Here is a 20,425-nt window from a genome sequence, read left to right as displayed (position 1 = left end):
TTTTACTCCTGTAGTGCGGAAGGGGTTGCCGGGCTGAGCTGCCCCGCTTCGGGTCTGACCTCACGTTTGCTGGCCAGCTCACGGGCGATGGAATCAACCAGCCGGCTGTTGAGCTTGTAGATGGCAAGCAGCGCGACCATGCAGAGGAACAGCGCGCAAGGGATAAGGGTGAACAGTGCGTTGATGGTCGAGAGAACGCCTGGCGCCTGGGTTGCCTGTCCCGGCGCGTAATCCACCATGCCAAGCACCCAGCCGACGACCGCGCCGCCCAGCGCCAGGCCGAATTTGATGGCAAACAGCGCGGTGGAGAAGACCAGCCCGTCCAGGCGGCGGCCGCTGCGATGCTCCTCGTAGTCGACCACATCGGAGAACATGGTCCACTGCAGCGGCGTGGTGAGGTTTTGAATAAAGCTAAAGACGATGTTGAGGCCAAAGATCAGCCACACCTGCGAAGGCGGCAGGAAGAAAATCAGCGCACCAAAAATCACGAAGGAAATTATCGTCCACTGATAGGCGCGCACGCGGTCAAATTTTCCCAGCAGCCGTTCAGATAATAATGCGCCGCTTAAGGAGGCCACCATGCCGGAAACAATAAAGGCAAAAACCAGATCCGGGCGCAACAGCACATAGTTCACGTAATACATCGTGGCGGAACCGCGCGTCACCACCGCCGTTAACAGCAAAATATTAAACAGGAACACAATACGCCACTGGCTGTTCCCGGCCAGCAGTTTTAAATCGGTGAGCATCGAGCCGGAGGTATCATTGCGCGGCGAATAGCGCTCGCGGGTCATCAGGAAACAGCAGAAGAACAGAACGATTCCCAGCAGGCCCATCAGACTCATGGCATAGAAATAGCCTTTCTGCACGTTGCCCTGGCCTAACAATGAGACCAGCGGCAGGGCAATAACCGTCACAATCAACCCGCCGATAAACGACAGGCCAAAACGCCACGACTGCAGGGAGTGACGCTCGCGCGGGTCCAACGTCAGCGCGCCGGGCATGGCGCAGTAAGGCACGTTAATCGCGGAGTAAATCAGGCTTAAAATTGCGTAGGTCACGCAGGCATAGACGATTTTCGCCGTCGGCCCCACGTCCGGTACATAAAAAGTGATAAGGCAGCTTACGCCAAACGGGATGGCGAACCACAGCAGCCAGGGACGGAAACGTCCGTGACGCGTATGTGTGCGGTCAACCAGCGCGCCAATGCACGGGTCGACAAACGCATCGACCACGCGCACCACTAAAAACATGGTGCCCATAATCGCGGCGGGAAGCCCAAAAACGTCCGTATAGAAATAAGCGAGAAATAACGTTGCCGTTTGCCAGACCAGCGCGCTGGCCATATCACCTAAGCCATAACCTATTTTATCTTTGGTACGCAATACAGAGGAGAGTGTCATTGTTATTTGCCTTTTTATCAGGTTAAAACGTATTTCAACCAGTTGCGCATCACTGAAAGAGAAATGCGCAGTAAGGCTCAAGTATTAGCAACGCGTTGCGCGCTAACAATTGTCTAAATTAACAGGCAAATTATGATATTTAGTTTTTTACTTTATTTGTGATGGGGAGCAAATAACAAATGAAATAAAAAAGGCGAGGAATAATATCCTCGCCTTTTCGGGTCAGCGTGGCGTTACTTGTTCAGTTCCGCCAGGCTCAGCCAGGTTTGCACCACGGTATCCGGGTTCAGGGACAGGCTATCGATCCCCTCTTCCATCAGCCAGGCGGCAAAGTCTTCATGGTCGGATGGACCCTGACCGCAAATCCCGACGTATTTGCCCTGCTTCTTCGCCGCGCGGATGGACATAGAAAGCAGCGCTTTCACCGCCTCGTTGCGCTCGTCGAACAGCTCGGAGACCACGCCGGAGTCACGGTCCAGACCCAGCGTCAGCTGCGTCATGTCGTTCGAGCCGATAGAGAAGCCGTCGAAATGTTCCAGGAACTGCTCGGCCAACAGGGCGTTGGACGGGATTTCGCACATCATGATGATCTTCAGCCCGTTCTCGCCGCGCTTCAGACCCTGACGCGCCAGCTCGTCAACAACGGCTTTAGCCTGATCGACGGTACGCACAAACGGGATCATGATTTCGACGTTGGTCAGCCCCATGTCGTTGCGCACGCGCTTCACCGCCTCGCACTCCAGCGCGAAACAGTCGCGGAAGCTGTCGGACACGTAGCGTCCGGCCCCGCGGAAGCCCAGCATCGGGTTCTCTTCTTCCGGCTCGTAACGCTCGCCGCCTACCAGGTTGGCGTATTCGTTAGACTTAAAGTCAGACAGACGCACAATCACGCGTTTCGGATAGAAAGCGGCGCCGAGCGTCGCGATCCCTTCGGTCAGACGGCCGACGTAGAACTCTTTCGGCGAGTCGTAGCCTTTCATCATCTCGCGGATTTCGTTCTGCAGCTTTGGATCCTGGTCGTCAAACTCAAGCAGCGCACGCGGGTGAACGCCGATCATACGGTTGATGATAAATTCCAGGCGCGCCAGGCCTACGCCTTCGTTCGGCAGGCAGGCGAAGTCGAACGCGCGGTCCGGGTTACCGACGTTCATCATGATCTTCAGCGGCAGATCCGGCATGGTGTCCACGCTGGAGCTCTTCACGCTGAAGTCGAGGATATCGGCATACACGTAGCCGGTATCGCCTTCGGCACAGGAAACGGTCACGTTCTGGCCGTCCTTCATGCGCTCGGTGGCATCACCGCAGCCGACAACCGCAGGAATACCCAGTTCGCGGGCAATGATCGCCGCATGACAGGTACGACCGCCGCGGTTGGTGACGATAGCCGCCGCTTTCTTCATGATCGGTTCCCAGTCCGGGTCGGTCATGTCGGTCACCAGCACGTCGCCTGGCTCAATACGGTTCATCTCGCTGATGTCGTGGATCACTTTGACCGGACCGGCACCGATTCGGTGACCGATAGCACGGCCTTCCGCCACGATTTTGCCCTGGGCGTGCAGCGTATAACGCTCCATCACCTGACCGCGAGAGCGGACGGTTTCCGGACGCGCCTGCACGATAAACAGCTTGCCGGTGTTACCGTCTTTCGCCCATTCGATGTCCATCGGACGGCCGTAGTGTTTTTCGATCTGCACCGCCTGCTTCGCCAGCTCCTGAACTTCAGCGTCGGTCAGGGAGAAGCGGTCGCGCTGTTCCTGCGGTACGTCTTCAATTTTAACCTGCTTGCCATGCTCCTGCGTCGGGGCATAGATCATGCGGATTTTCTTTGAACCCATGGTGCGGCGCACCACCGCCGGACGGCCAGCGGCCAGCGTAGGCTTATGAACATAGAATTCGTCAGGGTTAACCGCACCCTGCACAACCATCTCACCCAGACCCCACGCAGAGGTGATAAACACTACCTGGTCGAAGCCGGATTCAGTATCTATGGAGAACATCACGCCGGATGAACCCACGTCCGAGCGCACCATGCGCTGTACGCCAGCGGAGAGCGCCACGCCGCGATGGTCGTAGCCCTGATGCACGCGATAGGAGATGGCACGGTCGTTGAACAGGGAAGCAAACACGTGCTTCACCGCCACCAGCACCGCATCGTAACCCTGGACGTTCAGGAAGGTTTCCTGCTGTCCGGCAAACGAGGCGTCCGGCATATCTTCCGCGGTCGCAGAGGAACGTACGGCAAAGGAGGCCTGCGCATCGTCAGCGGAGAGCTGGTTGTACGCGTCGTGAATGGCTTTTTCCAGTTCCGGCTGGAAAGGTGTGTCGATGATCCACTGGCGGATCTGCGCCCCGGCTTTGGCAAGCTCGGTGACGTCATCAATATCCGTTTTATCCAGCAGGTCGTAAATGCGCTGGTTAACACCGCTCTGGTCTAAAAACAGGTTAAAGGCATCGGCGGTGGTGGCAAACCCGTTCGGTACGGAGACACCCATACCCGAGAGGTTTGTAATCATTTCACCCAGGGAGGCATTTTTGCCCCCAACTCTGTCTACATCATTCATGCCGAGTTGGTTATACCAAAGCACCAGCGGTGACGAGCCATTGTTGGACATCGAAACAATCCTTTTGTGATATTTGATCGGAGTAAGTAACACCTGACTACGTTTTTATACTGGCATATTTATTTCCGCTAAAAAAACGGTGAATCGTGTAAGCAATTTAAAATTTCAACTTTTCGGATACTTTCCCATCAACGATTAACCCGATGATTCCTCTATATTCAGCCAGAAACCCCAAAAATAAAGTCGCTATTTGAAAAATGAAATCCACTTTTCAGGAAAATCAAAAACAGTGTTTCACTCATAATTAGGATAAGTTCTTTGCTGTGTAAATTACTTTTTTAATTTATGCTTTCAGACAATTACGTCTGATATTCAGGGTGGGTAAAATGGATAGTGCTGTCGATCGTCACGTTTTTTATATTTCTGATGGTACGGCGATTACCGCCGAGGTGCTGGGCCACGCGGTGATGTCGCAGTTTCCCGTATCGATCAACAGCATTACGCTGCCGTTTGTCGAAAATGAGAGCCGCGCCAAAGCGGTGAAGGACCAGATCGACGCCATTTACCAGCAGACCGGCGTCCGCCCGCTGGTGTTCTACTCCATCGTTATCCCCGAGATTCGCTCCATCATTCTGCAGAGTGAAGGCTTCTGCCAGGATATTGTGCAGGCGCTGGTGGCTCCGCTGCAAAGCGAGCTGAAGCTCGACCCGACCCCTATCGCCCACCGTACCCACGGGCTGAACCCCGGCAACCTGACCAAGTACGATGCCCGTATCGCCGCCATCGATTACACCCTCGCGCACGACGACGGTATCTCGCTGCGCAATCTCGACCAGGCGCAGGTGATCCTGCTTGGCGTGTCGCGCTGCGGCAAAACCCCGACGAGTCTCTACCTGGCGATGCAGTTCGGCATTCGCGCCGCCAACTACCCGTTTATCGCTGACGATATGGATAACCTGGTGCTGCCCGCCGCCCTCAAGCCGCTGCAGCACAAGCTGTTCGGGCTGACCATTAATCCGGAGCGCCTTGCCGCTATCCGCGAAGAGCGCCGCGAGAACAGCCGCTACGCCTCCATGCGCCAGTGCCGGATGGAGGTCTCCGAAGTGGAAGCCCTGTACCGCAAAAATCAGATCCCATGGCTGAACAGCACCAACTATTCGGTGGAAGAAATTGCCACCAAAATTCTCGACATCATGGGCCTTAACCGCCGCATGTACTAATATGCTAGTACATTAACTCAGATTCAGGTATCATCATCGGCAACCACGGGGCGGTGTCGCCCCGAACTTGAAATCAGCAGGGATTGGTTTAAGGTGATGCCCATCACTTCCCGGTAGTCTGCCGATGAAGCAAAAATTTTCTGAGACATTCCATGAATAAAACCGATGAACTCCGCACTGCGCGCATTGACAGCCTGGTTACGCCGGCTGAACTGGCCCAGCGGCATCCTGTTTCCGCTGCCGTTGCGGAACACGTGACGGCCTCCCGCCGCCGCATTGAAAAAATCCTCAATGGTGAAGACAAGCGTCTTCTGGTGGTGATTGGTCCCTGCTCCATCCACGACCTGGATGCCGCGATGGATTATGCAAAACGGCTTCAGGGCCTGCGGGATAAGTATCAGCACCGCCTTGAGATTGTTATGCGCACCTACTTTGAAAAACCGCGGACCGTGGTGGGCTGGAAAGGGCTGATCTCCGATCCTGACCTCAACGGCAGCTATCGCGTGAACCACGGCATCGAGCTGGCGCGGAAGCTGCTTTTGCAGGTCAACGAGCTGGGCGTGCCGACGGCGACCGAGTTTCTCGATATGGTGACCGGGCAGTTTATCGCCGATCTGATCAGCTGGGGCGCAATTGGCGCACGCACCACCGAAAGCCAAATCCACCGCGAGATGGCCTCCGCCCTCTCCTGCCCGGTCGGCTTTAAAAACGGGACCGATGGCAACACCCGTATTGCGGTTGATGCCATCCGCGCTGCCCGTGCCAGCCATATGTTCCTGTCGCCGGATAAAAGCGGTCATATGACCATCTACCAGACCAGCGGTAACCCTTACGGGCACATCATTATGCGCGGCGGGAAGAAACCCAATTACCATGCACAAGATATTGCGGCAGCCTGTGAAACGCTGGCCGAATTCGACCTGCCGGAACATCTGGTAGTGGATTTCAGCCACGGCAACTGCCAGAAGCAGCATCGCCGCCAGCTGGACGTCTGCGATGAGATCTGCCAGCAGATCCGCAGCGGCTCGACCGCCGTTGCCGGGATTATGGCGGAAAGCTTCATCAAGGAAGGCACGCAGAAAATCGTTGCCGGACAGCAGATGGTTTACGGCCAGTCGATCACCGACCCGTGCCTGAGCTGGGAAGACAGCGAGCTGCTGCTGGAAAAGCTGGCTGCAGCAGTAGATACCCGCTTCTGAAGCATGCGGGTCAGCCGGGTCACACCGCCTGACCCGGCTGATAAAAATCCTTCAGCGTTTCCAGCAGGGCATGCGCCGCTTTAGAGAGCTGCGTGTGCCCGGGATGGATCGCCCCAATGCACTTTTCAATCGGCGGGTTATCCAGCGGAATACAGACCGCGCCCAGCGCCGTCATCTGGGCCTCGCAGAGCGCCGGGACGGCGCTGCCGCCCAGCCCGCTCGCGACCATTCGCCCGACCGTAACCAGCTGATGGCTCTCCAGCGCGACGTCCAGCTTTCTGCCGCTTCGCGCCAGCTCCTCCTCCATCATCAGACGTACCGCTGAGGGGCGCTGCAGGGTGATGAAATCCAGCGTCAGCAGCGCTTCCCATGTCAGGCGCTTTTTGCCTGCCAGCGGGGAATCTTTCGGCACAATGGCTACAAACCTGTCGAGGCCCAGCGGCGTAAACAGCAGGTTGTGCGTGGGCGCGGGCTCAAAGGCGATGCCCATCTCCACGCGCCCTTCCCGCACCATCTCTATTACCTGCTCGTTGATAACGTCATGCACGGTGACGTTAATCCCGGCATGACGATCGCGAAACGCTTTCAGCACCTCGGGCAGGACGTTCGCGGCAAACGACGGCATGGCCGCAACTGAAATTTTACCGCGCTGCAGGGTAAAGCACTGGTGCATCGCCTCTTCGACGTTATCCCAGTCGGCAAGCAGCTGGCGCGCCATCGGCAAAAACGTCTCGCCCTCCTGCGTCAGCGCAACCTTGCGCGTGCTCCGCTGCAGCAGCGGTCCGCCGAGCGCGTCCTCCAGCGCTTTAATCGTCAGGCTCAGGGCCGGCTGGGAAAGATTCAGCCGTTCGCTGGCGTGCGCGAAATTGAGAGTGTGAGCTACCGCTAAAAACGCGCGTAACTGTTTGACACTCATTCTCATTTTTCATCCTGTTAACTAATTGAAAAAATTTAGTTAACAGAAAATTAATAAAAAAACCAAATGAGTGGGTCACAAATTCAAAATTAACAAATGAGTTGCCGCCCCTAATGATACCGCCACGGTTAAGAGGAGGAATGACGATGGCGGGACTGGATAAGCGCGTCGACAGCTATGCGCAGGCGCTGGATGGGCTGACGGACGGAATGACTTTGCTGGCGGGCGGCTTCGGCCTGTGCGGTATTCCGGAGAACCTGATTGCAGAGGTCAGACGCCGTCAGGTGAAAGATCTGACGGTGGTATCAAACAACTGCGGCGTGGACGGCTTCGGTCTCGGGCTTCTGCTTGAGACGCGGCAGGTTCGCAAAGTGGTGGCCTCTTACGTCGGCGAGAACGCCCTGTTCGAGCAGCAGGTATTGAGCGGCGAACTGGAGATTGAACTCACGCCTCAGGGCACGCTGGCGGAAAAGGTGCGCGCGGGCGGTGCAGGTATCCCGGCATTTTATACGGCCACCGGCTACGGCACGCCCGTGGCTACCGGCAAAGACGTGCGCCAGTTTGCCGGTAAGCACTACATCCTCGAAGAGGCCATTACCGGTGATTTCGCACTGATCAAGGGCTGGAAAGCTGACTGGTACGGCAACGTCGTCTACCGGCATACCGCGCAAAATTTTAATCCGCTGATGGCAACGGCGGGCCGGATAACGGTCGTCGAGGTGGAAGAGATTGTTCCCCCGGGCGAGCTGCCCCCGTCGGCCATTCATACCCCGGGCATTTACGTCGACAGGCTGATTGTCGGCCAGTTTGAAAAACGTATTGAACAGCGCACCCTGCGCGCGGAAGGAGTGTGACGATGTTAACCCGTGAACAGATGGCCATGCGCGTCGCCCGCGAGCTGCGGGACGGATATTACGTCAACCTGGGGATCGGTATTCCTACCCTGGTGGCGAACTACATTCCGGAAGGAATGGACGTGATGCTTCAGTCGGAAAACGGACTGCTGGGGATGGGCGCGTTTCCTGACGAACAGAGCCTTGATGCGGACATGATCAACGCCGGTAAACAGACCGTGACCGCACGGACGGGCGCGGCCATTTTCGACTCGGCCCAGTCGTTTGCCATGATCCGCGGCGGCCATGTTGACCTGACGGTGCTGGGCGCGTTTGAGGTGGATGTCGAAGGCAATATCGCCTCGTGGATGATCCCCGGAAAGATGGTGAAGGGTATGGGCGGCGCGATGGATCTCGTCGCCGGAGCGCAGAACATCATTGTGGTGATGACCCACGCGTCGAAAAGCGGTGAGTCAAAGCTACTGTCGCGCTGCACGCTGCCGCTCACGGGGGCGGGCTGTATCCGCCGGGTCTTAACCGACCTCGCGCTGCTCGAGATCGCGGACGGCGCGTTCATCCTGCGGGAATACGCCCCCGGCGTCAGTATCGATGAAATCGCGGCGAAAACGGCCGGGAAAATGATTGTGGCGGACGACGTTCGCGAGATGCGCTTTAGCTGAGGACTCACCATGAAAGAGGTCATGATTGTCGGGGCCACGCGAACCCCCATTGGCAGTTTTCGCGGATCGCTCGCGCCCCTCTCTGCGGCCGAGCTGGGAGCCGTCGCGGTTCATCGTCTGCTTGAAAGCAACGGTCTTCCAGCAGAGACGATAGACGAGGTGATTTTCGGCCAGGTGCTGACGGCGGGATGCGGACAAAACCCTGCGCGCCAGACGGCCATCGCCGCCGGATTGCCCGTCAGCACGCCGGCGACAACGGTCAACCTGGTCTGCGGCGCGGGCTTGAAAGCGGTTCAGCTCGCCGCGCAGGCGATCCGCTGCGGCGACGCGGACGCGATTATCGCAGGCGGTCAGGAGAGCATGAGCAACGCCCCCTATCTACTGGACGGCGCGCGTTCAGGGCTGCGTTTTGGCCATACGGGCCTGCAGGACAGCATGATTACGGACGGCCTGTGGGACGCGTTCAACGATTACCACATGGGGATCACCGCTGAAAACGTCGCCCGGCAGTTTGGCGTTTCCCGCGAAGAGCAGGACGCCTTCGCTGCCCGGTCGCAGCAGAAAGCGGCTTCCGCCGCCGAAGCGGGTCGTTTTGACCCGGAGATTGCGCCGGTGACGGTGAAACAGGGTAAAAAGCCTCCGCTTATTGTCAGCCGTGACGAGCAGCCCCGGCCAGGCACCACCGCCGAGCAGCTTGCGCAGCTGCGCCCCGCCTTTTTGCAGGAGGAAGGCACGGTCACGGCCGGAAATGCCTCCACGCTCAACGACGGTGCCGCTGCGGTGCTGCTGATGAGCGGCGAAAACGCACGGGCGAGCGGACTGCCGATCCTGGGCCGCATCGTGAGTTACGCCGTGACGGGCGTTGATCCGGCGGTGATGGGCATCGGTCCGGTCAGCGCCTGCCAGACCGCGCTGGCGCGAGCGGGCTGGACGCTCGATGACGTGGACCTCATTGAAGCCAATGAAGCCTTTGCCGCGCAGGCGCTGGCGGTGGGTAAGCAGCTCGGCTGGGATGAGCGAAAGGTGAACGTTAACGGAGGCGCTATCGCCCTGGGCCATCCGATTGGCGCCTCCGGCTGCCGCATCCTCGTGACGCTGCTGCACGAAATGCAGCGCCGTGACGTTAAAAAAGGACTCGTCACCCTGTGCGTAGGCGGCGGGCAAGGCATCGCCCTCACCGTTGAACGTTAAGCATCTCGTTAGTACCCGAATAATAATTAAAGTGAGGAGTCGTAATGAGCGTGTTAATTGCCCTGGCGGCGCTGGGGCTGCTGATGCTGGCGGCCTATCGCGGATATAGCGTGATTTTGTTTGCGCCGATTGCGGCGCTCGGTGCCGTACTGCTGACCGACCCGGGCGCCGTCGGCCCGACCTTTACCGGCCTGTTCATGGAAAAGATGGTGGGCTTCGTCAAGCTCTACTTCCCGGTGTTCCTGCTGGGTGCGGTGTTTGGCAAACTGATTGAGCTCTCCGGCTTCTCGCGATCCATCGTCGCCACCGCGATTCAGATCCTGGGCCGTCGCCACGCCATCCCGGTAATTGTCCTGGTGTGTGCGCTGTTAACCTACGGCGGCGTGTCGCTGTTCGTGGTGGCGTTTGCGGTTTACCCGTTTGCCGCGGAGCTGTTCCGCCAGAGCGGCATCCCTAAACGGCTGATCCCGGCCACCGTGGCGCTGGGGGCCTTCTCGTTTACCATGGATGCCCTGCCCGGTACGCCGCAGATCCAAAACATCATCCCCACCAGCTTCTTTGGTACCAACGCCTGGGCCGCCCCGTGGCTGGGGCTTATCGGCTCTCTGTTTATTATCGTCTTTGGCCTGCTCTGGCTGGAGCGCCAGCGGCGTAAGGCGTTCAATAACAAAGAAGGTTACGGCACGGATCTGAAAAATGAGCCCGAAACGCCGGACAACATTAACCTTCCTCACCCGCTTATTGCTATCTCCCCGCTGCTGGTGGTGGGCATACTGAACCTGCTGTTTACCCGCTGGATCCCCGTCTGGTACGGCACGACCCACGAGCTGACCCTGCCCGGTCTGGCGAAACCGATTGTGACCGAGGTGGGCAAGATCACCGCCATCTGGGCCGTGGAAGTGGCGCTGATCGCCGGTATTTTGCTGGTGCTGATTTTTGGCTTTCGCAACATCCGGGGGCGTCTGGCTGAAGGCAGCCGGACCGCGGTAAGCGGCGCCATTCTTGCGGCGATGAATACCGCCTCGGAGTATGGTTTCGGCGCGGTTATCGCCGCCCTGCCCGGTTTTCTGGTGTTATCCCACGCGCTGGCGGCTATTCCGAATCCGCTGCTGAATGAGGCCATCAGCGTGACGGTGCTTGCGGGGATCACCGGCTCGGCGTCCGGGGGGATGAGTATTGCGCTCGCCGCTATGTCCGACTCGTTTGTCGCCGCCGCCCACGCCGCCAATATCCCCCTTGAGGTGCTGCACCGCGTGGCGTCAATGGCGAGCGGGGGGATGGATACCCTTCCCCATAACGGCGCGGTGATTACCCTGCTGGCGATTACAGGCCTGAGCCATCGCCAGGCCTACGGCGGCATTTTCGCTATCACCATCATTAAAAGTCTGGCAGTGCTTTTTGTCATTGCCGTGTTCTATCTGACCGGCATTGTGTAAGGAGAGAAAGATGAATCTGAACGGTAAAACCGCCCTGGTCACCGGCTCGACCAGCGGCATTGGCCTTGGGATCGCCCGCGTACTGGCGAAGGCCGGGGCGCAGCTTATCCTCAACGGTTTCGGCGATAGCGAATCAGCAAGAGAAGATATTGCGCACCTGGGCAAAAAGCCGGGCTATCACGATGCGGACCTGCGTGACGTGCTGCAAATTGAAGCCATGATGCGCTACGCCGAATCGCAGTTTGACGGCGTGGACATTCTTGTTAACAACGCGGGCATACAGCACGTGGCGCCGGTTGACGCGTTTCCGGTAGAGAAATGGAACGACATTATCGCCATTAACCTCTCGTCGGTGTTTCACACCAGCCGGCTGGCGCTGCCTGCCATGCGCGAGAAAAACTGGGGGCGCATCATTAATATCGCCTCCGTTCACGGGCTGGTCGCGTCAAAAGAGAAGTCGGCCTACGTGGCTGCCAAGCATGGCGTAGTGGGCTTTACGAAATCGCTGGCGCTGGAAACCGCGCGCACCGGCATTACCGCCAATACGATCTGTCCCGGCTGGGTACTGACGCCGCTGGTGCAACAGCAAATCGACAAGCGTATCGCCGACGGCATTCCGCCGGAGCAGGCTCGGGAACAGCTTCTGGCGGAGAAACAGCCTTCGGGCGAGTTTGTTACCCCGGAGCAGCTGGGCGAACTGGCGCTGTTTTTGTGCAGCGACAGCGCCGTTAACGTTCGCGGCGCCGCGTGGAATATGGATGGCGGCTGGGTCGCGCAGTGACGTTCAGGCCGGGTAAGGCAAAGCCGCCTCCCGGCAAAAAATCTCTAGCTTGAGCAACTGACCTCCAGCCGCTTGCCCCAGTCAGGCGGGCGGCTGACGTAATCATCATCCCGGTCGGCAAACGGCGTGCGCAGCGCCACGTGCAGACGGTGTAACTCGTCGTACTCGCCCTGCTCCGCCTGCTCAATCGCCCGCTGCGCCAGCCAGTTGCGCAACACCATCGCCGGGTTCGTGGCGTTCATCTGCGTCTGGCGAGTCGCATCATCTACCTGTTCCTGCTGCAGCCGCGCGCGGTACGATGCAAACCAGTCGTCAAACGCCTGTCTGTCAATAAACTCATCGCGCAGCGGCGAGGCGGCGCTGCGCTGCTCCGTCTGCCCCAGCATCCGGAAGGTGCGCGTATAATCGCTGCCCTCGCGCGCCATCAGGGCAAACAGGCCATTGAGGATGTCGTTATCGCCCCTCTCCTGCGTCACCAGCCCCAGCTTGTTGCGCATCAGCGTGCCATATTCCCGCAGTAATATGTCCTGATAGCTGTCGAGCGCATCATTCAGGGCATCAACGTCGATAAACGGCGACAGGGTTTGCGCAAGCCGCTGCAGGTTCCACAGGCCCACCGCGGGCTGATTGTCAAAGCTGTAGCGCCCCTGATAGTCGGAGTGGTTGCAGATATACCCCGGCTGATAATCATCCAGGAAACCAAACGGGCCGTAGTCGAAGGTCAACCCGAGAAGCGACATGTTGTCCGTATTCATAACGCCATGGGCAAAGCCTACCGTTTGCCAGCGGGCAATCAGGGTTGCGGTACGGGCCACCACATCCCTGAACCAGAGCACGTATTTATCCGCCTCGTCCATCAGATGCGCCCAGTGGTGGCGAATGGCAAAGTCTGCCAGCTGGCGCACCTTTTCCGGCTCGCGACGATAGTAAAAGTGCTCAAAATGACCGAAGCGCAGATGGCTTTGCGCGATACGCATCAGCATTGCGCCCTTTTCCACGGTTTCGCGCACAACCGGCGTATCGCTGGTAACGATCGACAGCGCGCGGGTGGTGGGGATCCCCAGGGCATGCATCGCTTCGGAGCCCAGGCATTCGCGGATCGTTGAACGCAGAACCGCACGCCCGTCGCCCATTCGCGAATAGGGCGTCAGGCCCGCGCCTTTCAGGTGCCAGTCAACCGTCTCTCCGTTGGGAAGCCGTTGTTCACCGAGCAGGATCCCCCTGCCGTCGCCCAGTTGACCCGCCCAGACGCCAAACTGATGTCCGCTATAAACCTGCGCCAGTGGTTGCATTCCGGCGAGTAACGTTTCACCTCCCCAGACGCCAGCGCCCTCTGAACGCTGAAACAGCTCAGGCGGAATGGCCAGTTCTTCTGCCAGCAAATCGTTATGCCAGATAAGGCGTGAATTTTGTAACGGTGTTGGTTTGAGTGCGGTGTAAAAGCCGGGCAACTCGTCATGCCATTGAGCAGTAAAAGACAGGGTCATAGGTCCTCCTGCTTTTAGTGTAGAGGGTTTACCCGGAGTTAAACACGGGCGAAAGCAAGGGTTATCGCTGCTGAACCAGCGTTGTAACGTGCTCGGCAGAGACGGCTGGCCAAAGTGCGCCCTGCATGGCGCCAAAATTGAAGGACAACACGCGTTGCAACAGGCTGTGATCGTCAATGCCCGAGACGATCACTGACTGGCAATGCGGTGTGATTTGCCAGAGGATGGCGCGCATAAAAGGCTCAAAAGAGAGCTCCGGTGCGCGCTGCTGAATGAATCCTTTATCGAGGATAACCCGTTTAAATAATCCATCATAGACAGCTTTGAGCGAGGCGGCGCCTGCGCCAAAGTTTGCCAGCACCAACGGGAAATGGATTGCCATTCTCGCCAGCTGCAGATCGTCCTTGCCGTTATTTAAACCTGGATAATTCTCATTAACAGTAAACTCAAGAAACGGATAACGCTCAAGAATTGAAACAGCGTTTCCATTACTTAATAAAAATTCAACTATTGCAGGTGTAATATTGATCCATGCAATTAACTGATGCTGAATAAAAAACAGTTTACAGGTATCAAGCAATTGCAGTTTTTCGTTAAAAAGCACTAACTCTTCAGCTGCTGAAAGCCGAGGGATAACGAGTTCAGTGGGGATCCTCACATCGCTGCCGACGCCAGTAAAGTTAACCAGAACCTCTAAACCTTTAAGCTCCCCTGCGCTATTACGGGCGGGCAGAAGCAGCAGTTCAGACTGGTAAGCATTATCTAGCGTAATAATCATTGCACTCGCTCCACATTAAAGATGAGAGAGGACATCCTGGAGCAATTGCCGACACAATTCCACTGTCTTGATTTTAATAAGAATAATTTCATTAGTTCCGTATTTATTTTCAGATTTATCCCTGAATCTAAAATAATTTTATCCTGGTTGCAAAATAATAGCCAGTTTTAGATAAAACAGACACATGCAGGATTCGATAATTTTAGATAAATTTAACTTTAAGCATCTTATTTGAGAAAAAACGGCATGATTTATTAGTTACCATGCCGCCATAAGAGAAGTTTCTGACAAAGACTATATACGGCGTGCCTGCCAGAAATTTTTACGCCAGTAAACATTATCAAGAGAAGAACGCATCACGCCGCGGCTGGTCGAGGCGTGAATGAACTGATTGTCTGTATCATAAATGCCCACGTGCAGACCACTTTCACCCGAGCCGGTTTTGAAGAAAACCAGGTCCCCGGGCAGTAGATCGTCTTTATCAATTTCAGTACCAATTTCGGCCTGCTTGCGCGTTTCGCGAGGAAGCTGTAAATCAAACTTGTCGCGAAACGTCATCAGAACGAAGCCGGAGCAATCTACGCCGCCGCGGCTCATGCCACCGTAGCGATAAGGCGTACCGCGCCAGTTGCTCAGCTGGTCGTTGAGGCTGGCAATGACGGTGATCGAATCTGAAAGCCGTGGGTTAGGCGGCGGCGCACGATGGCTACTGCATCCCGCAAGAAAGAGTGCGGCCATCAGGATAAACCAGAATCGCATTTTCAGACGAATCCTCTGCTTTTTTTATTCTTTTCGTAATTTAGCGTGCAATTGTGCTAAGAGGCAAGAAACGGTTACGTTTGCCCGGTAGAAATCAGCATCTTATGTCCCTCTATATCCAGCCTGCGGAACGACATGTTGTATGCGCGGGCAAGATGGGGCGGCGTAAGCACCTGATCCCGCGTACCGCTGGCGACCATCTTTCCCTGCGACAGTAGCCACACCCGGTGGGCATGACGCAGCGTGTGATTGAGGTCATGACTGCTCATCACCACGGCGATGCCTTGTCGGCTCAGGGCGCTTAAAAGCGTATCCAGTGCTGCCTGCTGTGCCACATCCAGACCGCTCATGGGTTCATCGAGAAGCAGCATCCGCCCGTGAGGATTGCCTGCCGGGTGGATCTGAAGGATGACAGCCGCCAGTCGCACCCGCTGCCACTCTCCGCCGGAAAGCTGGCTGGCGTGCCGGGACAGTTTATCTTCCAGCCCGAGGGCCGCGGCCACGTCAGTCAGCAGTGCCGTATGTTGTTTGTCGTGCAAATGCAGCATCAGATAATGCCAGACCGGCATCGCAAAGGGCGGCACCTGCTGCTGCACGAGGTAACTGCGCCTATGCGCCAGCGAGACCGGTGACCAGTCGGCGAGCGTATGCTCAAGCAGCGTTATCTGCCCTTCTCCGTCAGTCATGCCTGCCATCCGGGCCAGCAGCGTGCTCTTTCCTGCGCCGTTCGGCCCGACAAGATGCAGGATTTCTCCCGCATTGACGGCGCCGGTCATCGGCTCAAGACGTCCCCTCTCGGCAACGTCCATGAGCTGCATCAGCAAAGACATTATTTCGCCAGCGCCAGCTTGATCGATTCCATGACGATCGGATCTTCTGGGGTCATATCGGGCGAAAAACGCTGAACGACCTGGCCATCGCGACCAATCAGGAATTTTTCAAAATTCCACAGGATATCGTCCGGGTAAAGCGGCGCGCGGCCTTTGCTGGCCATGCGTTCATAAAAACCGCTCCCTTCAGGCGCAACGGCCTTCGGCGCGGCAGCGATCAGCTTCGCATACAGCGGATGGCGGTCTTCGCCATTGACATCGATTTTGCTGAACATCGGGAACGTCACGCCATAGGTGGTGCTGCAGAAGGTTTTAATCTCTTCTTCGCTGCCCGGCTCCTGGCCCAGGAACTGGTTGCACGGGAAGCCCAGCACGGTAAAACCGTCTTTCTCCCAGGCCTTCTGAATATTTTCCAGCTGCTCGTACTGCGGCGTCAGGCCACATTTGGATGCCACGTTGACGATAAGCAGCACGTTGCCTTTGTAGCGTTCCAGCGTGGTTTTATCGCCATCAATGGTGGTCACTTCAGTATTCAGGATATCTGACTGCATAGCATTTCCTCAGGTTGTCGATTTAACGTCCAGCTTTTAATAGTAGCCAGATAAATACCGGCGCGCCCAGCGTGGCGGTCACCACGCCAATGGGCAGCTCTGCGGCCGTCAGGGCAAGCCGGGCGATGACGTCGGCCACCAGCAGCGTGACGGCCCCGGCAACCGCCGAGGCCGGAAGCAGGGTTCTGTGGTCCGTGAGGCCACACAGACGCAGCATGTGCGGGATCACCAGCCCGATAAAACCGATCGCGCCCGCCAGAGCCACGCTGACGCCGACCAGCCAGCCAATGGCTATTACCAGCACATTGCGCCAGAATCCAATCGGCATACCGAGCTGGCGGGCAGAGGTTTCACCCAGCGCGAGCATATTCAGCGGCTGCGCCTGCAGGGCAGCCCACACGATGACCGGTACCAGCAGCGCCATCAGCCAGCCCTGGTGCCAGTCAACGCCGCCAAAACCGCCCATCATCCAGTACATGAGCTGTCGCAGGTCAAAGGATGTTGAGAAGTAGACCGCCCAGGTCATCAACGCGCTACAGATGATCCCCAGCGCCACGCCGGCAAGCAGCAGACGGCTGGTCGATAAGTGCCGTCTGGCGAAACGAAGAAGGATCGCTGTGATCAGCAGTGCACCGAGAATAGCGCTCAGGCTAATACGCCATCCCGAGAGTTCTCCTCCTCCCAGCATTACCGCCGCAATCAGGCCTACGCCCGCTCCGTTCGACACGCCGAGCAGCCCCGGCTCCGCCAGAGGGTTATCAAACAACGCCTGCATTATGGTGCCGCATAGCCCCAGCGCGGCGCCGACCAGAACCACCGCGACGGTCCGCGGCAGGCGAATTTGCCAGACGAAGAGCTGCCCGTCAGGCCCCCACCAGCTTTCAGGCCCAATCCATTTGTCGCCCGCGCAGAGGCTCACGCCCACGGAGGCAATTAGCAACAGCACCAGCAAAAGCAGGTGACGCCGATCGGAACGGTGCTGGTAATGGGCATAATCAAGCATGTGTACGGTTTTAGTAGCGTGAGATGTAATTGATTTTACGGCGGGTTTGCCGAAGAGCGCAAAGAAAAAAGGCCGCATGGGCGGCCTTTTTAGTTAGTTCATATTACTCTGCTTTAGGCGTTGCGTTTTCGACACGGCTTTTTAACTTCTGGCCGGGTCTGAAGGTCACCACGCGGCGGGCTGTAATGGGAATATCTTCCCCCGTCTTCGGGTTGCGGCCCGGACGTTGGTTTTTGTCTCGCAAATCAAAATTGCCAAAACCGGAGAGTTTTACCTGCTCACCATTTTCCAGAGCACGACGGATCTCTTCGAAAAACAGCTCTACCAGCTCTTTGGCATCCCGTTTGCTAAGCCCAAGCTTATCAAACAGATATTCTGACATTTCAGCTTTTGTAAGCGCCATAGGTTCAATCCCTCAATGATGCCTGGAATCGCTCTTTTAATGCCTCTACACATTTGGCGACGGTAGCGGCAATCTCCTCTTCTTCGAGTGTACGGCTGGTATCCTGAAGGATAAGGCTAATAGCGAGGCTCTTGAAACCTTCTGCTACGCCCTTGCCGCGGTACACGTCAAATAAGTTTACGCCAACTACCTGATTTACGCCAACTTTCTTACATTCGGCCAAAATATCTGCTGCGGGCACATTTTCCGCGACCACAACCGCGATATCACGGCGGTTTGCCGGGAAGCGGGAGACGTCCTGAGCCTGAGGAATCACGCGGTCAGCCACCGGGTTCCATTCCAGCTCGAACACGATGGTACGGCCGTTCAGGTCCAGTTTACGCTCCAGCTCAGGGTGAACAACCCCAATAAAACCAACGCGTTTGCCGTCTAAATAGATGGCTGCGCTCTGGCCCGGATGCAGGGCCGGGATGACTTCTGCGCGGAATTCAATTTCAGATAATTTACCGGTCAGATCCAGAATCGCTTCCAGATCGCCCTTCATATCGTAGAAATCAACCGTCCCTTTTGCCAGGTCCCAGTGCTCTTCATAGCGGTTACCGCTGATGGCGCCAGCCAGCATGAGATCCTGACGGATGCCTAAATTTGCCTGATTATCCGGTACAAAGCGCAAACCGCTTTCGAAAATTCGCACGCGGTTTTGCTGACGATTCTGGTTATAAACGATAGTACCCAGCAGGCCCGTCCACAGGGACAGACGCATCGCGGACATTTCGCTGGAGATTGGGCTTGGCAGGATCAGCGCTTCCTGGCCCGGATGGATCAGCTGCTGCAGTTTTGGATCAACAAAGCTGTAGGTGATCACTTCCTGGTAGCCTTTGTCGTTCAGCATGGTTTTCACACGCTTCAGGGACAGGTCGGCTTCACGGTGGGTGCCCATCACCAGACCTGCCTGCACAGGCTCGTCAGGGATGTTGTTGTAGCCATAAACACGGGCCACTTCTTCCACCAGATCTTCTTCAATTTCCATATCGAAACGCCATGACGGCGCAACGGCTTTCCATTCGTCCTGGCCTTCGGTTACTTCACAGCCCAGACGCTTCAGGATATCGGTCACCTGCGCATCGGCAACGTGGTGACCAATAAGACGATCCAGCTTGCTGCGGCGCAGGGTGATGGTCGCACGCTTCGGCAGCGTCGCTTCGTTGGTGACGTCGATAACCGGGCCCGCTTCACCGCCGCAGATGTCGATCAGCAGGCGGGTCGCACGTTCCATCGCTTTATACTGCAGCGCCGGGTCAACGCCGCGCTCGTAGCGGTGAGAGGCATCGGTATGCAGGCCGTGACGGCGTGCGCGACCGGTGATGGAGAGCGGGCTGAAGAACGCACATTCCAGCAGCACGTTTTGCGTCTCGTCGTTGACGCCTGAATGCTCGCCTCCGAAAATACCGCCCATTGCCAGCGCTTTGCTATGGTCAGCAATCACCAAAGTGTCGGCGTTAAGTTTCGCTTCGCTGCCGTCCAGCAGAACCAGGGTTTCGCCCTCTTTCGCCATGCGCACAACGATGCCGCCGTCGATACGATCTTTATCGAACGCGTGCATTGGCTGGCCCAGCTCCAGCAGGACGTAGTTGGTCACGTCGACCACGGCGTCGATAGAGCGAATACCGCAGCGGCGCAGCTTCTCTTTCATCCACAGCGGAGTTGGCGCTTTCACGTTGATGCCTTTCACCACGCGACCGAGGTAGCGCGGGCAGGCATCCGCAGCGTCAACCTGAATAGGCAGCACGTCACTGATGGTCGCTTGAACCGGCGCGATCTCCGGCGCGTTCAGTTCAGTCTGGTTAAGCACGGCCACGTCGCGCGCCACGCCGATGATACCTAAGCAGTCGGCACGGTTTGGCGTGACGCTGATTTCAATAGTGTTGTCGTCAAGCTTCAGGTATTCACGGATATCGGTGCCGACTGGCGCATCCAGCGGCAGCTCAATGATGCCGTTGTGGTCGTCGGAGATACCCAGCTCGGAGAAGGAGCACAGCATGCCTTCAGACGGCTCGCCACGCAGCTTAGCCGCTTTAATTTTGAAATCGCCCGGCAGTACCGCACCGACGGTCGCCACGGCCACCTTCAGGCCCTGACGGCAGTTTGGCGCACCGCAGACGATATCCAGCAGACGATCTCCGCCCACGTTCACTTTTGTCACGCGCAGTTTGTCCGCGTTAGGGTGCTGGCCGCACTCTACCACTTCGCCGACGACCACGCCGTTGAAGGCACCGGAAACCGGCTCAACGCCGTCCACTTCCAGACCCGCCATGGTGATCTGGTTAGAAAGCGCGTCGCTGTCCAGCGTGGTGTTCACCCACTCGCGTAACCACAGTTCACTGAATTTCATTG

18 protein-coding genes are annotated in these 20,425 nt (G+C 57.2%); 7 read left to right on the top strand and 11 right to left on the bottom strand.

All coding sequences use genetic code 11. The annotated features are described in order from the left end of the window. Positions 1-2: 2 nt before the first annotated feature. Together ELK40_RS09620 and ppsA are read right to left on the bottom strand one after the other, a co-directional pair. A complete protein-coding gene (locus ELK40_RS09620; protein WP_127730490.1) occupies positions 3-1,403 on the bottom strand; it encodes an MFS transporter in 1,401 nt (466 codons plus the stop codon). A gap of 233 nt (positions 1,404-1,636) precedes the next feature. Further along, the gene (gene ppsA, locus ELK40_RS09615) at positions 1,637-4,015 is read right to left on the bottom strand and encodes a phosphoenolpyruvate synthase (protein ID WP_023311316.1); all 2,379 of its coding nucleotides are present in this window, start codon (positions 4,013-4,015) and stop codon (positions 1,637-1,639) included. Positions 4,016-4,350: 335 nt separating this feature from the next. Between ppsA and ELK40_RS09610 the strand changes: the two genes are divergently transcribed. Further along, positions 4,351-5,184, top strand: a complete 834-nt coding sequence (locus ELK40_RS09610) for a pyruvate, water dikinase regulatory protein (protein ID WP_023311315.1) — start codon at positions 4,351-4,353, stop codon at positions 5,182-5,184. A gap of 152 nt (positions 5,185-5,336) precedes the next feature. Next, positions 5,337-6,383 carry a 3-deoxy-7-phosphoheptulonate synthase AroH gene (aroH, locus tag ELK40_RS09605; protein ID WP_008500645.1) on the top strand — a complete coding sequence of 349 codons (1,047 nt, stop codon included), beginning with the start codon at positions 5,337-5,339 and terminating at the stop codon, positions 6,381-6,383. Between the two features lie 19 nt (positions 6,384-6,402). Here aroH and ELK40_RS09600 read toward each other — a convergent pair whose 3' ends face one another. After that, positions 6,403-7,305: a LysR family transcriptional regulator gene (locus ELK40_RS09600; RefSeq protein ID WP_164850621.1), complete on the bottom strand. Its 903-nt coding sequence runs from the start codon at positions 7,303-7,305 to the stop codon at positions 6,403-6,405. Between the two features lie 140 nt (positions 7,306-7,445). On the opposite strand from ELK40_RS09600, the gene ELK40_RS09595 reads away from it, so the two are divergent. Genes ELK40_RS09595 through ELK40_RS09575 form a run of 5 tightly spaced genes read left to right on the top strand, consistent with a single transcriptional unit; the run spans position 7,446 to position 12,220 of the window. Beyond that, positions 7,446-8,153: a CoA transferase subunit A gene (locus tag ELK40_RS09595; RefSeq protein WP_115874835.1), complete on the top strand. Its 708-nt coding sequence runs from the start codon at positions 7,446-7,448 to the stop codon at positions 8,151-8,153. Positions 8,154-8,155: 2 nt separating this feature from the next. Then, complete coding sequence (locus tag ELK40_RS09590; RefSeq protein ID WP_045910272.1) at positions 8,156-8,812, top strand: CoA transferase subunit B; 657 nt, start codon at positions 8,156-8,158, stop codon at positions 8,810-8,812. Positions 8,813-8,821: 9 nt separating this feature from the next. Then, the gene (locus tag ELK40_RS09585; RefSeq protein WP_127730488.1) at positions 8,822-10,003 is read left to right on the top strand and encodes an acetyl-CoA C-acetyltransferase; all 1,182 of its coding nucleotides are present in this window, start codon (positions 8,822-8,824) and stop codon (positions 10,001-10,003) included. 44 nt (positions 10,004-10,047) lie between these two features. Continuing rightward, entirely contained in the window at positions 10,048-11,439 is a 1,392-nt protein-coding gene (locus tag ELK40_RS09580; RefSeq protein WP_127730486.1) for a GntP family permease, read from the top strand. Between the two features lie 10 nt (positions 11,440-11,449). Next, a complete protein-coding gene (locus ELK40_RS09575) occupies positions 11,450-12,220 on the top strand; it encodes a 3-hydroxybutyrate dehydrogenase (RefSeq protein ID WP_127730484.1) in 771 nt (256 codons plus the stop codon). A 44-nt stretch (positions 12,221-12,264) separates the two neighbouring features. Here the strand turns inward: ELK40_RS09575 and selO are convergent, their stop codons facing one another. The 8 genes from selO to pheT all read right to left on the bottom strand — a co-directional run bounded on the left by selO (position 12,265) and on the right by pheT (position 20,423). Next, positions 12,265-13,707, bottom strand: coding sequence for a protein adenylyltransferase SelO (gene selO, locus ELK40_RS09570; RefSeq protein WP_127730482.1), 1,443 nt, complete (start codon positions 13,705-13,707; stop codon positions 12,265-12,267). 61 nt (positions 13,708-13,768) lie between these two features. Further along, the gene (locus ELK40_RS09565) at positions 13,769-14,485 is read right to left on the bottom strand and encodes an EAL domain-containing protein (protein ID WP_111965617.1); all 717 of its coding nucleotides are present in this window, start codon (positions 14,483-14,485) and stop codon (positions 13,769-13,771) included. Between the two features lie 294 nt (positions 14,486-14,779). Continuing rightward, complete coding sequence (locus tag ELK40_RS09560; protein ID WP_111965616.1) at positions 14,780-15,244, bottom strand: NlpC/P60 family protein; 465 nt, start codon at positions 15,242-15,244, stop codon at positions 14,780-14,782. A gap of 74 nt (positions 15,245-15,318) precedes the next feature. Then, entirely contained in the window at positions 15,319-16,074 is a 756-nt protein-coding gene (gene btuD, locus ELK40_RS09555; protein WP_127730480.1) for a vitamin B12 ABC transporter ATP-binding protein BtuD, read from the bottom strand. After that, entirely contained in the window at positions 16,074-16,625 is a 552-nt protein-coding gene (locus ELK40_RS09550) for a glutathione peroxidase (protein WP_111965614.1), read from the bottom strand. The genes btuD and ELK40_RS09550 overlap by 1 nt, the downstream gene beginning before the upstream one ends. 22 nt (positions 16,626-16,647) lie before the next feature. Beyond that, complete coding sequence (gene btuC / locus ELK40_RS09545) at positions 16,648-17,628, bottom strand: vitamin B12 ABC transporter permease BtuC (protein WP_127730478.1); 981 nt, start codon at positions 17,626-17,628, stop codon at positions 16,648-16,650. A gap of 103 nt (positions 17,629-17,731) precedes the next feature. Then, a complete protein-coding gene (gene ihfA / locus ELK40_RS09540; RefSeq protein WP_003857805.1) occupies positions 17,732-18,031 on the bottom strand; it encodes an integration host factor subunit alpha in 300 nt (99 codons plus the stop codon). A gap of 4 nt (positions 18,032-18,035) precedes the next feature. Next, the gene (pheT, locus tag ELK40_RS09535) at positions 18,036-20,423 is read right to left on the bottom strand and encodes a phenylalanine--tRNA ligase subunit beta (protein ID WP_127730476.1); all 2,388 of its coding nucleotides are present in this window, start codon (positions 20,421-20,423) and stop codon (positions 18,036-18,038) included. Positions 20,424-20,425: the final 2 nt, after the last annotated feature.

Source organism: Enterobacter sp. N18-03635, from assembly GCF_004006055.1.
Taxonomy (GTDB): domain Bacteria; phylum Pseudomonadota; class Gammaproteobacteria; order Enterobacterales; family Enterobacteriaceae; genus Enterobacter; species Enterobacter vonholyi.
The sequence above is the reverse complement of the archived record's forward strand: the minus strand, read 5'-3'. Positions and strand labels throughout refer to the sequence as shown.

Bases quoted from the DNA above. Each gene is read 5' to 3' on its own strand.
- ELK40_RS09620 (WP_127730490.1), bottom strand. From the start codon at position 1,403: ATGACACTCTCCTCTGTATTGCGTACCAAAGATAAAATAGGTTATGGC.
- ppsA (WP_023311316.1), bottom strand. From the start codon at position 4,015: ATGTCCAACAATGGCTCGTCACCGCTGGTGCTTTGGTATAACCAACTC.
- ELK40_RS09610 (WP_023311315.1), top strand. From the start codon at position 4,351: ATGGATAGTGCTGTCGATCGTCACGTTTTTTATATTTCTGATGGTACG.
- aroH (WP_008500645.1), top strand. From the start codon at position 5,337: ATGAATAAAACCGATGAACTCCGCACTGCGCGCATTGACAGCCTGGTT.
- ELK40_RS09600 (WP_164850621.1), bottom strand. From the start codon at position 7,305: ATGAGAATGAGTGTCAAACAGTTACGCGCGTTTTTAGCGGTAGCTCAC.
- ELK40_RS09595 (WP_115874835.1), top strand. From the start codon at position 7,446: ATGGCGGGACTGGATAAGCGCGTCGACAGCTATGCGCAGGCGCTGGAT.
- ELK40_RS09590 (WP_045910272.1), top strand. From the start codon at position 8,156: ATGTTAACCCGTGAACAGATGGCCATGCGCGTCGCCCGCGAGCTGCGG.
- ELK40_RS09585 (WP_127730488.1), top strand. From the start codon at position 8,822: ATGAAAGAGGTCATGATTGTCGGGGCCACGCGAACCCCCATTGGCAGT.
- ELK40_RS09580 (WP_127730486.1), top strand. From the start codon at position 10,048: ATGAGCGTGTTAATTGCCCTGGCGGCGCTGGGGCTGCTGATGCTGGCG.
- ELK40_RS09575 (WP_127730484.1), top strand. From the start codon at position 11,450: ATGAATCTGAACGGTAAAACCGCCCTGGTCACCGGCTCGACCAGCGGC.
- selO (WP_127730482.1), bottom strand. From the start codon at position 13,707: ATGACCCTGTCTTTTACTGCTCAATGGCATGACGAGTTGCCCGGCTTT.
- ELK40_RS09565 (WP_111965617.1), bottom strand. From the start codon at position 14,485: ATGATTATTACGCTAGATAATGCTTACCAGTCTGAACTGCTGCTTCTG.
- ELK40_RS09560 (WP_111965616.1), bottom strand. From the start codon at position 15,244: ATGCGATTCTGGTTTATCCTGATGGCCGCACTCTTTCTTGCGGGATGC.
- btuD (WP_127730480.1), bottom strand. From the start codon at position 16,074: ATGTCTTTGCTGATGCAGCTCATGGACGTTGCCGAGAGGGGACGTCTT.
- ELK40_RS09550 (WP_111965614.1), bottom strand. From the start codon at position 16,625: ATGCAGTCAGATATCCTGAATACTGAAGTGACCACCATTGATGGCGAT.
- btuC (WP_127730478.1), bottom strand. From the start codon at position 17,628: ATGCTTGATTATGCCCATTACCAGCACCGTTCCGATCGGCGTCACCTG.
- ihfA (WP_003857805.1), bottom strand. From the start codon at position 18,031: ATGGCGCTTACAAAAGCTGAAATGTCAGAATATCTGTTTGATAAGCTT.
- pheT (WP_127730476.1), bottom strand. From the start codon at position 20,423: ATGAAATTCAGTGAACTGTGGTTACGCGAGTGGGTGAACACCACGCTG.